General features: G+C 41.4%; 15 protein-coding genes and 1 pseudogene. All 16 read left to right on the top strand.

Going from position 1 to position 15,044, the window contains the following annotated elements; all coding sequences use genetic code 11:
- Positions 1-7: 7 nt before the first annotated feature.
- The 16 genes and pseudogenes from spoIIIAE to recN all read left to right on the top strand — a co-directional run bounded on the left by spoIIIAE (position 8) and on the right by recN (position 14,888).
- Positions 8-1,201, top strand: a complete 1,194-nt coding sequence (gene spoIIIAE, locus LC033_RS10960) for a stage III sporulation protein AE (RefSeq protein WP_226568287.1) — start codon at positions 8-10, stop codon at positions 1,199-1,201.
- Between the two features lie 15 nt (positions 1,202-1,216).
- Positions 1,217-1,846: a stage III sporulation protein AF gene (spoIIIAF, locus tag LC033_RS10955; RefSeq protein WP_226568286.1), complete on the top strand. Its 630-nt coding sequence runs from the start codon at positions 1,217-1,219 to the stop codon at positions 1,844-1,846.
- Positions 1,839-2,510 (top strand): stage III sporulation protein AG, encoded by a 672-nt coding sequence (gene spoIIIAG / locus LC033_RS10950; RefSeq protein WP_226568285.1) that lies wholly within the window; start codon positions 1,839-1,841, stop codon positions 2,508-2,510. The genes spoIIIAF and spoIIIAG overlap by 8 nt, the downstream gene beginning before the upstream one ends.
- A complete protein-coding gene (locus tag LC033_RS10945) occupies positions 2,510-3,142 on the top strand; it encodes a SpoIIIAH-like family protein (RefSeq protein WP_226568309.1) in 633 nt (210 codons plus the stop codon). Before spoIIIAG ends, LC033_RS10945 begins: the two co-directional genes overlap by 1 nt.
- A 191-nt stretch (positions 3,143-3,333) precedes the next feature.
- Entirely contained in the window at positions 3,334-3,801 is a 468-nt protein-coding gene (accB, locus tag LC033_RS10940; RefSeq protein ID WP_226568284.1) for an acetyl-CoA carboxylase biotin carboxyl carrier protein, read from the top strand.
- 11 nt (positions 3,802-3,812) lie between these two features.
- Entirely contained in the window at positions 3,813-5,165 is a 1,353-nt protein-coding gene (gene accC / locus LC033_RS10935) for an acetyl-CoA carboxylase biotin carboxylase subunit (RefSeq protein WP_226568283.1), read from the top strand.
- A 22-nt stretch (positions 5,166-5,187) separates the two neighbouring features.
- A pseudogene (locus tag LC033_RS10930) lies at positions 5,188-5,594 on the top strand (Asp23/Gls24 family envelope stress response protein).
- Between the two features lie 198 nt (positions 5,595-5,792).
- Positions 5,793-6,188 carry a transcription antitermination factor NusB gene (gene nusB / locus LC033_RS10925; RefSeq protein WP_226568282.1) on the top strand — a complete coding sequence of 132 codons (396 nt, stop codon included), beginning with the start codon at positions 5,793-5,795 and terminating at the stop codon, positions 6,186-6,188.
- A gap of 11 nt (positions 6,189-6,199) precedes the next feature.
- Entirely contained in the window at positions 6,200-7,051 is an 852-nt protein-coding gene (gene folD, locus LC033_RS10920) for a bifunctional methylenetetrahydrofolate dehydrogenase/methenyltetrahydrofolate cyclohydrolase FolD (RefSeq protein ID WP_226568281.1), read from the top strand.
- 70 nt (positions 7,052-7,121) lie between these two features.
- Positions 7,122-8,468, top strand: a complete 1,347-nt coding sequence (xseA, locus tag LC033_RS10915; protein ID WP_226568280.1) for an exodeoxyribonuclease VII large subunit — start codon at positions 7,122-7,124, stop codon at positions 8,466-8,468.
- Positions 8,465-8,725 carry an exodeoxyribonuclease VII small subunit gene (locus LC033_RS10910; protein ID WP_226568279.1) on the top strand — a complete coding sequence of 87 codons (261 nt, stop codon included), beginning with the start codon at positions 8,465-8,467 and terminating at the stop codon, positions 8,723-8,725. Before xseA ends, LC033_RS10910 begins: the two co-directional genes overlap by 4 nt.
- Positions 8,715-9,605: a polyprenyl synthetase family protein gene (locus LC033_RS10905; RefSeq protein WP_226568278.1), complete on the top strand. Its 891-nt coding sequence runs from the start codon at positions 8,715-8,717 to the stop codon at positions 9,603-9,605. Before LC033_RS10910 ends, LC033_RS10905 begins: the two co-directional genes overlap by 11 nt.
- 150 nt (positions 9,606-9,755) lie before the next feature.
- A complete protein-coding gene (gene dxs, locus LC033_RS10900) occupies positions 9,756-11,657 on the top strand; it encodes a 1-deoxy-D-xylulose-5-phosphate synthase (RefSeq protein WP_226568277.1) in 1,902 nt (633 codons plus the stop codon).
- The gene (locus LC033_RS10895; RefSeq protein WP_226568276.1) at positions 11,654-12,508 is read left to right on the top strand and encodes a TlyA family RNA methyltransferase; all 855 of its coding nucleotides are present in this window, start codon (positions 11,654-11,656) and stop codon (positions 12,506-12,508) included. The genes dxs and LC033_RS10895 overlap by 4 nt, the downstream gene beginning before the upstream one ends.
- A 162-nt stretch (positions 12,509-12,670) precedes the next feature.
- Positions 12,671-13,120, top strand: coding sequence for a transcriptional regulator AhrC/ArgR (gene ahrC, locus LC033_RS10890; protein ID WP_226568275.1), 450 nt, complete (start codon positions 12,671-12,673; stop codon positions 13,118-13,120).
- A gap of 34 nt (positions 13,121-13,154) precedes the next feature.
- Complete coding sequence (gene recN / locus LC033_RS10885; RefSeq protein WP_226568274.1) at positions 13,155-14,888, top strand: DNA repair protein RecN; 1,734 nt, start codon at positions 13,155-13,157, stop codon at positions 14,886-14,888.
- Positions 14,889-15,044 lie beyond the last annotated feature (156 nt).

Here is a 15,044-nt window from a genome sequence, read left to right as displayed (position 1 = left end):
GATGACAATGAAATGGGTGACGGCTGTTATGGGGCTTATACTTTTCTTTTGGCTAATCGCTCCGCATGCTGGTGCAGAAGAAAATGTGCCCTTAACAAGTGAAGACCCAGTAGCAGAAGAAGTAGCGAATGGACAGGCTGATGCACTAGAGCTTCATTCCATCAGTGAATTTTGGGAAACGATATTGGATGAGTATGGCGGCTTTCTGCCTGAAAGCCAAAAAGGCACAGTGAAAGAAATGATTGACGGCGATAAAGAGCTGTCTCCCCAAACGTGGCTGAAGGCATTGGTTCATTATCTATTTCATGAGGTCATTGCAAACGGCAAGCTCCTAGGAACACTGATTTTACTCACCATCTTTTGTTCGCTTCTTCAGCTTTTGCAAAATGCTTTTGAGCAAACCACCGTCAGCAAAGTCGCATACGCTCTTGTGTATATGGTGCTTATCATTATTGCATTAAACAGCTTCCATGTGGCGATCTCCTATGCAACAGAAGCCATCCAAACGATGACCAGTTTTATTCTTGCTCTTATTCCTCTTTTGTTAGCGCTCATTGCTTCATCAGGCGGGCTCGTCTCAGCCGGATTCTTTCATCCTGTTATTTTATTTTTGATGAACACGAGCGGCATTTTTATTCAGTATGTGGTACTTCCGCTCATCTTTTTATCAGCCATATTGAGCATTGTCAGTACGCTGACCGAACAATACAAAGTCACCCAGCTCGCCCAACTGTTAAGAAATGTGGCGATTGGCGGACTAGCCGTTTTTTTAACCGTTTTTCTCGGCGTTATTTCTGTGCAAGGTGCATCTGCTGCCATCAGTGATGGTATCGCTCTTCGTACAGCCAAATTTATCACAGGAAACTTCATCCCTGTCCTTGGCAGAATGTTTACAGATGCAACGGATACCGTCATCAGCGCCTCTGTTTTGCTCAAAAACACGGTTGGCCTTGTGGGAGTGGCCATTTTGATATCAATTGCAGCTTTTCCGGCCATTAAGGTTCTGTCACTTGCCCTTATTTATAAGCTTGCAGCTGCGATCCTTCAGCCTCTTGGGGGCGGACCGATCATTAGTTGTCTGGATGTCATATCAAAGAGTGTTCTTTATATATTTGCCGCACTTGCCGTTGTATCACTCATGTTCTTTTTAAGCATTACCGTCATTATCACTGCTGGTAACCTTACAATGATGATGAAGTAAGGAGGGGGACATCTTTTGAGCTTTCTCACAGAATGGATCACAAGTATTATCTTATTTATCTTATTTGCCATTGTGATTGATCTCTTGCTTCCCAATTCAAGCATGCAGAAGTATGCAAAAATGGTCGTAAGCTTACTGTTGATCGTGGTGATGCTCAATCCCATCTTTGCTTTATTTCGTGCGGATCCTGACCAAATTTTCTCAGAATTCATGAAGGGAAAGGAACAAGCGCAATCAGAAGAAATAAAAAATCAGATGAATTTAGAAAAAAAAGAAATACAAGCCTCTCAGCGTGCATATATTTTAAAGCAAATGGCTGTCCAACTAGAAAAAAGCGCAAAGGAGCCACTGGAGAAGGAGAGCTATGAAATGAAACACGTAGAAGTGTTGGCAGATGAGGAGCACCTTGATGGGAATATAAAGGTGGATCAATTTCGTATCAAAGCAGTCCTTTCCCTACTCACAGGTGATGCTGTAGAAACGGTGGCGAAGGTGGACATTGATCTCTCCAGTCAAAAGGAGGAAAGCGCTGGATCATCAAAAAAGATTGCGAGGGTGAAAGAAACGCTTGCGGATGTATGGAATACAAGTCCTGAACACATTTCACTGATCATTGAGGGAGGTGACGCAGTAGATCATGAATAACAAGGACTGGAAACAAAAGCTGAAATCTTTGTTCAAGTCATCTGAAAAAGGTGAAGGGAAACCAAAATTAACAAAGCACCATTACTTGCTGCTTGTATTCATCATCGGCGTGTCTTTCATGCTAGTCAGTCAAATCCTGTCACCGCCATCAAGCAAACAACAGGTTGCTGTCCCTGCGTCTAAAAAAACACCATCAGAAGAGCAGGCGGTGTTCAAACCGACATCTTCAGGTAAATCAAAGAACTCAATTGAGGACGTTGAGCAAGAATACGAAAATCAGTTGAAAGAAATTTTAGAGACGATCATTGGTGTTGAGGATGTATCTATTGTGGTAAATGTAGATGCGACTTCTTTAAAAGTATTTGAAAAAAACAAATCCAATAAAAGCACAACGACCGAGGAAACCGATAAAGCAGGCGGCGTGCGAAGTGTTACGGATCAAACAAAGGAAGAAGAGATTGTCATCATCAAAAATGGCAATGAAGAAACACCTGTTGTTGTCCAAACGAAAAAGCCAGAGATTCGAGGCGTCCTCGTTGTTGCTCAAGGAGTAGACAACGTTCAAATAAAGAAAACCATCATTGAAGCGGTTACACGAGTGCTTGATCTACCGAGCCATAGAGTGGCTGTTGCCCCTAAAAAAATCAAGGAGGATTCGGAATGATGTTAAAAAAACAAACGGTTTGGCTATTAACGATGCTAAGTTTAGTTGTCGTATTAAGTGTGTACTATATCATGTCCCCACAAGGTGAGAATGCAGTGACAGTAGAAGATACGAAATCAAAAGGAACTGAAGAGAAAAAGACTGAAACAGAAAAAGGGACTGAAAAAGGAACGGAAAAAGGCTCCGATAACAAGTCTACTGACAAAGAAACAAATGGCAAACAAGAGGATGTTGAAACAAGTGGTGAAGAAGGAAAGGCTGTTTCAGAGCAAACAGACGATGAGCTTTTCACAACATACAGGCTAGAGCTCGAAGATAAGCGCAGCAAGCAGCGTGAAGAATTCAACGAAATCGTGTCAAGTGACGATGCAACAGCGCAAGAAAAAAGTGAAGCTTATGATCAAATGACAGCACTTAGTGAGGCAGAAGGAACAGAGCGTCAGCTGGAGACATTGATTAAAACAAAAGGGTATAAAGATGCCCTAGTGAGTGCTGAGGGAGATAAAGTGAGTATCACAGTTCGTTCTGATAAAAAATCAAAGTCCCAAGCAGCAGATATTATTGATTTAGTCACAAAAGAAATGAGAGGGCTTGATAACGTAGCCGTTACTTTTGAGCCATCAAATCAATAAAAAATGAACCAACGCCCTTTGCCGAAAAGGGCGTTTTTTGAATGGTTTGACGGCCTTTTTGAGGTGTCTGCTTGAAGCGTTTCATCACAATAGTATTGAATTCAACGAAATCCTACTGTAAGATGGTTATAATATGTACTTTTAGTACTAGCCTATAAAATAGATAAATCCATACATAGGGGTGCAAATCCATGTTAAAAATTGAAGAAATTCATGAACTGATTAAATTAATTGACCAATCTACAATTGATGAATTTACGTACGAAAACGAAGGTGCAAAAATCAAACTGAAAAAAAATAAAGAAGTCGTTCAGCAAGTTGCGGTACAAGCACCAGTGGCTCCTGTCCAAGCAGCTTCAGCTCAACAAGCTCCAGCTCAGACCGAAGCCCCTACAAAAGAGGCAACTGCGTCTGAGAATCTGCATAAAATCACATCCCCAATGGTTGGTACATTTTATGCTTCTTCTTCACCAGAAGCAGATCCATACGTGACAACAGGTTCTAAGGTGAATGAAAACTCAGTTGTATGTATCGTTGAAGCGATGAAACTGTTTAATGAAATTGAAGCAGAAGTCAAAGGCGAAATCGTCGAAGTATTAGCTGAAAACGGTCAGCTCGTAGAATTCGGACAACCCCTCTTTCTAGTGAAAGCAGAGTAAGGAGTACGATCATGATTAAAAAGCTATTAATTGCAAACAGAGGAGAAATCGCAGTTAGAATCATCAGGGCCTGCAAAGAGCTAGGAATTGAAACGGTTGCGGTATTTTCTAAAGCGGATCGCAACGCACTACATGTTCAAATGGCTGATGAAGCATATTGCATTGGACCGACTGCTTCAAAAGATAGTTATTTAAATATCACAAACATTGTCAGTGTCGCAAAGCTGACAGGTACAGATGCGATTCATCCAGGATACGGCTTCCTTGCTGAAAATGCAGACTTTGCAGAGCTTTGTGCGGAGTGTAATGTTATCTTTGTTGGACCATCTGCATCAGCGATTTCTAAAATGGGAACGAAAGATGTCGCAAGAGAAACAATGAAACAAGCAGGCGTACCGATTGTCCCTGGTTCTCAAGGAATTGTAAAAGATCTTGATGATGCCGTTTCAACAGCAGCAAGTATTGGGTATCCAGTTATTATTAAAGCGACTGCAGGCGGCGGCGGTAAAGGTATCCGCGTAGCTCGTACTGAAGAAGAGCTCATTAACGGTGTCAAAATTACGCAGCAAGAAGCTGCACAAAACTTTGGTAACCCAGGCGTCTATTTGGAGAAGTTCATTGAAGACTTTAGACACGTGGAAATCCAAGTGCTTGCAGACAAGCACGGCCATACGATTCACTTAGGTGAGCGCGATTGCTCAATCCAAAGAAGAATGCAAAAACTTCTTGAAGAAACACCATCACCAGCACTTAATGCAGACATCCGTGAGCAAATGGGTGATGCAGCCGTGAAAGCAGCAGAAGCTGTTGAATACACAGGAGCCGGAACGGTCGAATTCATTTATGATTATAATGAAGAGAAGTTCTACTTCATGGAAATGAATACCCGCATTCAAGTAGAGCATCCTGTTACCGAAATGGTGACAGGTGTTGACTTGATCAAAGAACAAATTAAGGTCGCATCAGGTGAGCCGCTATCTCTTACCCAAGATGATGTCGTATATGAAGGCTGGGCGATCGAATGCCGTATTAATGCAGAAAACCCAGAGAAAAACTTTATGCCTTCTGCTGGTGAAATTAAAATGTATCTTCCGCCGGGCGGTCTAGGTGTTCGTGTTGACTCTGCCGCTTATCCGAGTTATGTGATTCCGCCCTATTACGATAGCATGATTGCAAAAGTGATCACGTATGGTAAAACGAGAGAAGAAGCAATTGCCAAAATGAAACGTGCGCTTCAAGAATTCGTCATTGAAGGAGTCTACACAACGATTCCATTCCACCTCAGATTGCTTGAGCATGAAACATTCGTGAGCGGTAATTTTAATACGAAGTTTTTAGAAACGTATCAAATCATGAAGCCATAACAGCTTTTGGAGGTGAATGATCGTGTCAGAAAACAATTTGCTTGAAATGAACCTTGATGAAGGTCAATTGGGAAAAGTGCAAATTGCGCCAGAAGTGATTGAAGTCATTGCGGGAATCGCAGCTTCAGAGGTTAAAGGAATTGCTGAAATGCGCGGCAATTTCGCTGCTGATGTAGCAGAACGCTTTGGGAAGAAAAATCACCGTAAAGGTGTAAAAGTAGATGTCTCTGATGAAGGCATCACAATCGATGTGTATTGTGTGGTTGAATTTGGCCTATCTATTCCAAAGGTATCCACTGCTGTTCAAGAGAATATCCGTCAAACCCTTTTGAACATGACTGCCTTAACGATTAATGAAATCAACATTCATGTCGTCGGCATTCAATTTGATACAAAACATGAGTCTTGAAAGTAGATAAAGAAATGTAAAAATGGGTTAAAGTGAAACCAGGGAGGCATTGCTTCTTTGGTTTTTTAAAAGCCTATTTTTGGGTAAGTTCCGTCACGCGTTGATTTATTCGTTTTTCGTGTCAGCTTGCATGGATCTTGGTGCGACCACGGTCAAAATATGTTATGATCTCTGTATGGCTTAACGACAAGCGGATAAAGTGGTTAAAGGAGTAAATAATGAAAAGAAGAACTGCAAGAGAAAAGGCGCTACAAACATTATTTCAAATTGATGTAAGCAATATTAATCCGAAAGAGGCCATTACACATGCGCTGGATGAACAAGAATCAGATCCTTTTTTCGAGGAACTGGTTTTCGGTGTGCTCGAACAAAAGGACAAGCTCGATGAAATGATTTCACAGCATCTTGTGAATTGGAAACTCGATCGTATTGCGAATGTAGACAGAGCTATTTTAAGGCTGTCTGTGTACGAGATGGTGTATCAAGAAGACATCCCAGTTAGTGTTTCAATGAATGAAGCCATTGAGCTGGCCAAATTATTTGGTGATGATAAAGCGCCGAAATTTGTAAATGGTGTACTTTCAAACATTAAAAACGACCTAAAGCACCAATAGGAGGATTCGACATGACAGCAACAATCATCGATGGGAAAGAAACAGCAAAAGAAAAGCGTGAACAATTAGCAAAAGAAGTAGAAGAGCTAAAACAAAAAGGGGTCACACCTGGTCTTGCCGTTATTCTAATCGGAGATGATCCGGCTTCACTTTCTTACGTACGCGGGAAGAAAAAAGCAGCAGAATCAATGGGCATGCATTTTCAGCTTGATCATTTAAATGCTTCTATTACAGAAGAAGAATTGCTTCAGCTCATTGATCAATACAATGATGATGATCAACTCCACGGAATTCTTGTTCAGCTTCCGCTCCCAAAACACATTTCTGAAAAAGCCGTCATTGAACGTATCTCACCAGATAAAGATGTAGATGGTTTTCATCCGCTGAATATTGGGAAATTGCTACTTGGGGAAGACACATTCCTTCCTTGTACGCCAGCAGGTATTGTTGAATTGCTAAACAAAACAGGTGTAGATCTTTCTGGAAAAGAAGTGGTTGTAGTTGGACGAAGCAATATTGTCGGCAAACCAGTTGGACAATTGCTGTTAAACGAACATGCCACCGTTACATACTGTCATTCTAGAACTGCAAATATTTCAGAACATACGTTAAAAGCGGATATTTTAGTTGTTGCCGTCGGTCGAGCAAACTTTATTAAAGCTGACCAAATTAAAGAAGGCGCTATTGTCATCGATGTAGGAGTCAATCGTTTAGATACTGGGAAACTGGTAGGGGATGTTGATTTTGAAGAGGCCAAAGAAAAAGCTTCTTATATCACACCAGTCCCTGGCGGAGTCGGCCCAATGACTATTACGATGCTTGCATATAATACGGTTAAATCAGCAAAACGTACATTAGCATAAGCTTTATCCATTCATCCACCTGCGTGCTGCCGGTGGATGAATGTGCGTTTTTGAAGAGGAGGAATACGTCATGAGTGAAAAAGCCTTTGTGACGGTCACAGCTCTTACAAAATATATAAAGAGAAAATTCGATGTTGACCCTCACTTAGAAGATATTTGGATCAAAGGTGAGTTATCAAATGTGAAGATTCATTCAAGAGGTCATGTTTACTTCACCTTAAAAGACGAAAACGCACGCATGCAAGCTGTGATGTTTCAGCGTTCTTCATCTAAGCTACCTTTTTCGCCAAAGAGCGGAATGAAAGTGTTCGTACGCGGCGGGATCCAAGTATATGAGCCGAGTGGTAACTATCAATTATATGCAAAGGAAATGCAGCCTGATGGTGTTGGTGCTCTTCATCTAGCTTATGAAGAGCTAAAGAAAAAACTAGCAAGTGAAGGCTTATTTGATGTGCGCTATAAAAAACAAATCCCTGAATATCCAGAGGTCGTTGGTGTCATCACATCACCAACAGGAGCCGCTGTTCGAGATGTCATCACAACCATCAATCGGCGGTATCAACAGGCCAAAATCATTGTGCTTCCGGCGTTAGTCCAAGGAGAAAATGCTATTCGTTCTATCGTCGAACGAATTAAAGAAGCAAATGAAAAAAAGCTCTGCGATGTGTTGATTGTCGGAAGAGGCGGAGGCTCGATTGAAGAGCTTTGGGCCTTTAATGAAGAAGCAGTCGCAAGAGCGATCTTTACATCAGACATTCCCATCATTTCTGCAGTTGGACACGAAACGGACTTTACGATCAGTGATTTTACTGCAGACATGAGAGCACCCACACCAACAGGCGCAGCCGAGTTAGCTGTTCCAGATACCACCGACTTAATTGACCGAATCAAATCCATCGACATTCGGTTAACAAGGGCGACAAAAAATCGAACTTCTCAAGCGAAGGAACGTCTTGTGGCGCTTCAATCCTCTTATGCCTTCCGTTTTCCAAAGCGATTACAGGAGCAAAAAGAGCAGCAATTTGATATGGTATTTGATCGTTTTCAAAAAAAACTGACGAAACAAATTGAACAAAAACGCAGCCAACTTGACCGCCAAACATACAGACTAAAGCCACTTCATCCAAAAGAGCAGCTGCTTCATGAGAAAAAACGTTACGCCAATGAAACAGATCAGCTCATCCGTAATATGAATGTGCAAATGAAAACAATTCATTCGCAGTTCCAATCTGTTCTTGGTAAACTAAATGCATTAAATCCTCTTCAAGTGATGGAAAGAGGCTACAGTTTAGCCTATAAAGAAGATGAACTGATTAAAAGTGTGAACCAAGTAGAAACGAACGATCATCTGACCATTACAATGAAGGATGGACGTCTTATTTGTGAGGTTATTGAAAAGGAGGGACAATCATCATGACAGAATCAAACAAACAAAAAGAAGAACAAATGACATTTGAAGAAGCCATGAAAGGTCTAGAAGAGATTGTTCGGAAGCTCGAAGAAGGAGATGTACCGCTTGAGCAGGCCATTCATTATTTCAAAGAAGGCATGACTCTTTCAAAGCTTTGTCATGAAAAATTACAGCATGTTGAAAAGCAAATGGATTTTATTTTAAAAGAGGACGGTGAACTGGCTCCTTTTACAGTGAAGGAGGCGGATGCTAGTGACAAATAATCTAAATGAATTCTTGACAACACGAAAACAAGTAATTGAAGATTATTTATTTACATATGTTCAGGAATTACAAATTCCAGAACAACTGAAATCCTCTATGCTCTATTCTCTAAAAGCAGGCGGAAAAAGGCTTCGCCCTGTTCTCGTCCTTGCTCTCTTAAATGCCTATGGAAAAAGAGAAAAAGACGGCATACCTGTTGGCTGCGCAGTGGAAATGATTCATACATATTCATTGATTCATGACGATCTTCCTTGTATGGATGACGATGACCTTAGAAGAGGAAAGCCAACCAACCATAAAGTATATGGAGAAGCAACAGCGGTTCTTGCGGGTGATGCGCTTTTAACCGAGAGCTTCCGCCTGATTACATCACAATTATCTGAAGATGTACCCGCTGATCAAAAGCTCAGAATCATCGATGAACTTGTGAAATCAGCAGGGGCACTTGGAATGGTTGGCGGTCAATTTGAGGATATGGAAGCAGAGCAAAAACAAATACCTCTTGCTGAACTGGAATCCATTCACGCGCGAAAAACAGGAAAGCTCCTAACCTTCAGCGTGGCAGCAGGTGCGATGCTGGCAGGCGCATCTGATGATGATATCGAAAAGCTAAGAGAATTTAGCTATCATATTGGAATTGCCTTTCAAATCCGTGATGATATTTTAGATCTTGAAGGAAGCGAAGAAAAGATTGGGAAACGTGTCGGCTCTGACACAGCAAATGATAAGTCGACGTATCCTTCTTTAATAACGCTTTCAAGAGCAAAAGAAAAACTAAATGAACATATCACTCGTGCAAAAGAAATCGTCTCAAACCTTGAGTTAAAGCAGCAATTATTGCATGACCTATGTGATCTCATTGCCTCAAGAGATCATTAAAAATAGCCAGATTTGGGGGTCTTCGAGTAATTGTGGTAAACTGAAAACAGTTTATCATGATGAGACAACTCTTTTTCCTCGTTTGGTTTTCATAGGAATAAGGCATTATAGATGTATGTAGAAATTTTGTTGAAAGCGAGTTGATCCTGATTGGATCTTTTATCAATAAAAAATCCAACCTTTCTAAAAGGAATGTCAAATGCAGAATTAGAGGAGCTTAGTGCTGACATTCGTACGTTTTTAATAGAGTCCTTAGCTAACTCTGGTGGGCACATCGGTCCGAACCTTGGTGTCGTTGAACTCACTGTTGCGCTTCATAAAGTATTTGACAGCCCGAAAGACAAATTCCTTTGGGATGTTGGACATCAATCGTACGTTCACAAGCTATTAACTGGAAGAGGTGCGGAGTTTGATACGCTTCGTCAATATAAAGGACTATGCGGTTTTCCTAAACGAAATGAAAGTGAACATGATGTATGGGAGACTGGTCACAGTTCAACCTCATTATCTGGTGCGATGGGTATGGCTGCAGCGCGGGATATCAGAGGAACAGATGAATATATCCTACCGATTATTGGAGATGGTGCATTAACCGGCGGTATGGCGTTAGAAGCACTGAATCATATCGGTGATGAAAAGAAAGATATGATTGTGATCTTAAACGACAATGAAATGAGTATTGCGCCAAACGTGGGTGCCATTCATACAATGCTTGGCAGATTGCGCACTGCTGGTAAATACCAATGGGTAAAGGACGAGCTCGAATATGTATTCAAGCGTATTCCAGCAGTAGGTGGAAAGCTTGCTGCAACAGCAGAACGCATAAAAGACAGCCTGAAATATTTGCTTGTGTCTGGCATGTTCTTTGAGGAAATGGGGTTCACCTACTTAGGTCCTGTAGATGGTCATTCCTACGAAGATCTTTTTGAAAACCTTGAATACGCGAAGAAAACAAAAGGTCCTGTCCTCCTTCATGTCATTACGAAAAAAGGAAAAGGCTATAAGCCAGCAGAATCTGATAAAATCGGGACTTGGCACGGCACAGGTCCATACAAAATTGATACAGGTGTTTTCGTTAAACCGACAGCAGCGGCTCCGTCATGGAGTGGTCTAGTCAGTGAGACAGTAAGAAAGCTGGCGAGAGAAGATGAGCGAATTGTCGCAATTACGCCTGCTATGCCTGTGGGATCAAAGCTTGAAGGGTTTGCAAAGGAATTTCCAGAGCGAATGTTTGATGTAGGAATTGCAGAGCAGCATGCAGCAACAATGGCAGCTGGACTTGCCACTCAGGATATGAAGCCATTTTTAGCTATTTATTCAACCTTCCTACAAAGAGCCTATGATCAAGTGCTGCATGACATCTGCCGTCAGAACCTCAACGTGTTTATCGGAATTGACCGTGCGGGTCTCGTTGGAGCAGATGGAGAAACGCATCAAGGTGTGTTTGACATTGCGTTTATGCGCCATATGCCGAATATGGTACTTATGATGCCAAAGGATGAAAACGAAGGACAGCATATGGTCAATACAGCTATTCAGTATGATGACGGACCTATTGCCATGCGCTTTCCGCGTGGAAATGGGCTAGGCGTTAAAATGGATGAACAGCTTAAAACCATTCCCATTGGCTCCTGGGAAGTTCTTCGTCCAGGGAAGGATGCCGTTATTTTAACGTTCGGTACAACGATTAAAATGGCGCTGCAAGCAGCAGAAGAATTGCAAAAAGAAGGAAAATCTGTTCGTGTCGTCAATGCCCGTTTTATTAAGCCTCTTGATGAAGCAATGTTAAATGAAATACTGTCTGAAGGTATTTCGATATTAACGATTGAAGAAGCTGTGCTCCAAGGTGGATTTGGAAGCAGTGTATTAGAATATATACACGACAAAAAAACATCACATGTAAAGGTAGAACGTATGGGCATTCCAGATGAATTTATTGAGCATGGAAGTGTCGATGCACTGCTTGAAGAAATTGGTCTGACGAAAACACAGGTTGCTGAGGTTTTACGTGACCTGCTACCCGCAGCACCAAGAAAAGGAATTGGATCATGACATCAAAGAAAGAACGACTTGACGTTTTACTAGTCGAACAAGGACTAATGGAAACGAGAGAGAAAGCAAAGCGTGCCATCATGGCAGGGATCGTTTATTCAAATGAAAACCGTTTGGATAAACCAGGAGAGAAAATTGATCGTGACACACCTCTTATTGTGAAGGGGAATCCTTTGAAATATGTGAGCCGCGGCGGGTTAAAGCTCGAAAAAGCACTAAAAGAATTTGACTTAACAGTTAAAGGGAAATCACTGATCGATATCGGTTCATCAACAGGCGGTTTTACAGATTGTGCACTCCAAAATGGAGCCGTTAAATCATATGCTGTTGATGTTGGCTACAATCAGCTTGCATGGACATTAAGGCAGGATAAACGAGTCATCGTCATGGAACGCACCAATTTCCGCCATTCCGTTCCAACTGATTTTACTGAAGGACTGCCGGAGGTTGCTTCTATTGATGTTTCTTTTATTTCACTCAAACTCATTCTTCCAGCTTTAAAGCATATTCTTGTCCCAGGCGGTGACTGTATCGCGCTGGTCAAGCCCCAATTTGAAGCCGGTAGAGAGCTTGTCGGAAAAAAAGGTATTGTACGCGAACCATCAGTCCACCTCGGTGTGCTAAAAGAAATGAATCAATTTGCGTCAAAAGAAAGCTATGACGTAGAGGATGTTTCTTTTTCACCTATAACTGGTGGTGACGGGAATATTGAATTTCTGCTCCATTTGGTTCTCCGTCCTGATCAACAGGAGAATGCGGCACTGGCGACTTCTGCACTTGAGAAAGTGGTAAAGGAAGCCCATTCCGTATTGAAGGAAAAGAAAAACAGTCCTGAGTCGGATGACACATGAGATCATTGAAGCAAAAGGAATAATAGCTCACTATTATTCCTTTTTACATGGCCAAAAGACGAGTATCGACAGTTTCTCAAGTAATGCTTGTTTTTTGAAGTATGCATCAGATAACATAGAACGTAAAGACAAACTGAGAATGAAACGCCTAGGGAGGTCAAAATGAATAAAGGTCAAAGGCATATTAAGATTAGAGAAATTATTGCAAGCCAAGAGATAGAAACACAAGATGAGTTAGTCGATATTTTGAAAGCAGATGGCTATAACATCACGCAGGCAACCGTTTCAAGAGATATAAAAGAACTGCACTTAGTGAAGGTGCCGACGAACAATGGAACATATAAATATAGCCTCCCTGCAGATCAGCGATTTAATCCGCTGTCAAAGCTGAAGCGTGCTCTCATGGATGCATTTATTAAGATGGACGCTGCCAGCCATTTAATCGTGCTTAAAACAATGCCAGGTAACGCTCAGGCTATCGGTGCTTTAATGGATAATTTAGATTGGGAACAAATTATGGGAACCATATGTGGGGATGATACCATTTTGATCATTTGCCGCACACCAGATGATACGGATACAGTTTCGACCAAAATTTTAGAACTTCTATAAAGAGATTAGGTGTACAAAAAGAGGTGTCATATGAGTGTTAGCAGAACTAACCATTAAAAACTTTGCAATCATTGAAGAGTTAACGGTTACATTTGAAAAAGGACTCACGGTTCTAACAGGGGAAACAGGTGCCGGGAAATCAATTATGATTGACGCTGTCTCGCTTCTCGTAGGGGGAAGAGGGTCATCTGAATTTGTTCGTTACGGTGAAAAAAAGGCAGAGCTTGAGGGGCTTTTTCTTGTACCAGCAGATCATCCCGTATTTGCCCTATGCAAAGAACAAGGAATCGATGCATCTGATGAAATGATGATTCTTCGCCGTGATATTAATCAAAATGGGAAAAGCATCTGCCGTATTAATGGCAAGCTTGTCACCATCTCTATATTAAGAGAAATAGGGCGGCTTTTGCTCGATATACATGGTCAGCACGATAACCAGCTCTTAATGGAGGATGAAAATCATTTGCATTTGCTTGATCAATTTGGATCTGAAGTGATTGCACCTGCTTTATCACAATATCAAGAAGCATATGATCAATATACGAAGACGGCCCATAAACTAAAACAGCTGTCTGAAAATGAGCAAGAAATGGTGCGCCGCTTAGATTTATTACAATTTCAATTGGAAGAGATTGAAGCGGCTCAATTAGAGCCAGGAGAAGATGAAAGTCTCCAGGAAGAACGCCATCAAATTAGCAACTATGAAAAAATCTATTCATCGCTTCAAAATGCGTATAACTCCCTGCGCAATGAGCAAGGAGGGCTTGATTGGGTTAGTATGGCTTCAAGCGAACTAGAGCAGGTTTCTGAGATCAACGATGATTTGAAAAAACTTTCTGAGCAAGTCTCGAATGCCTATTACTTATTAGAGGATTCTACTTTTCAAATGCGCAGCATGCTGGATCAATTAGAATTCGACCCGGCACGTCTTGATTTTATTGAGTCTAGGCTGAATGAAATAAAGCAGTTAAAGCGGAAATACGGTTCCACTGTTGAGGAAATTTTAGAGTATGCGGCCAAGATTGAAGAGGAAATAGACCAAATACAAAATCGGGACAGTCATTTGCAAATGCTCAAAAATAAACTGGATGCGATGAGTCGTGACGCACTGCTTGAAGCACTCAACATATCGGAGCTGAGAAAAAAAATGGCCAAAAAGTTAGCTAAGCAAATTCAAGCCGAGTTAAAGGATTTATATATGGAGAAGTCATCCTTTGATACGGCTTTTGAAATTCGATATGCGTCCTTTGGCAGCAGTGATTGTCCGCTTTTAGACGGGAAACCAGTACAGATTGGGAAGAATGGGATAGACCAAGCACAATTTGTCATCTCTACAAATACGGGCGAACCGATGAAATCTTTATCAAAAGTGGCATCAGGAGGAGAAATTTCACGCGTCATGCTAGCAGTGAAAAGTATTTTCTCAGCGAAACAAGATGTCACGTCCATTATTTTTGATGAAGTTGATACAGGTGTGAGTGGCAGAGTCGCACAGGCCATTGCAGAAAAAATTTATAAAGTAGCGGCAGGCTCACAAGTACTCTGCATCACACATTTACCGCAAGTGGCAGCAATGGCTGACACACATCTCTTTATTTCTAAACGCTCTAAAGCCGGTAGAACACTAACGAGTGTCAAACCATTAAGTCATGAAGATAAAGTAAGTGAAATTGGTCGAATGATCGCGGGTGTGGAAGTTACTGAGCTGACAAAACAACACGCACAAGAATTGTTGAATCAAGCAAATGATGTCAAGACGACAGGGTAGCTGAAAGATCAGCTGCCTTTTCTTATGTTGTCTAAAATTCACTGTATATACGTATGACATCGTCTTTTTCTTTTATCAATTTATCCAATCATTTTCTCCATGTGACGGTTATAAATCGTCGCTAAGAAGGCAAAAGTAAAGATGTAGCCAAAACAT

The organism is Bacillus stratosphericus, from assembly GCF_020524495.1.
Lineage (GTDB): Bacteria > Bacillota > Bacilli > Bacillales > Bacillaceae > Bacillus > Bacillus stratosphericus_B.
This window is presented reverse-complemented; position numbering and strand designations above follow the sequence as displayed.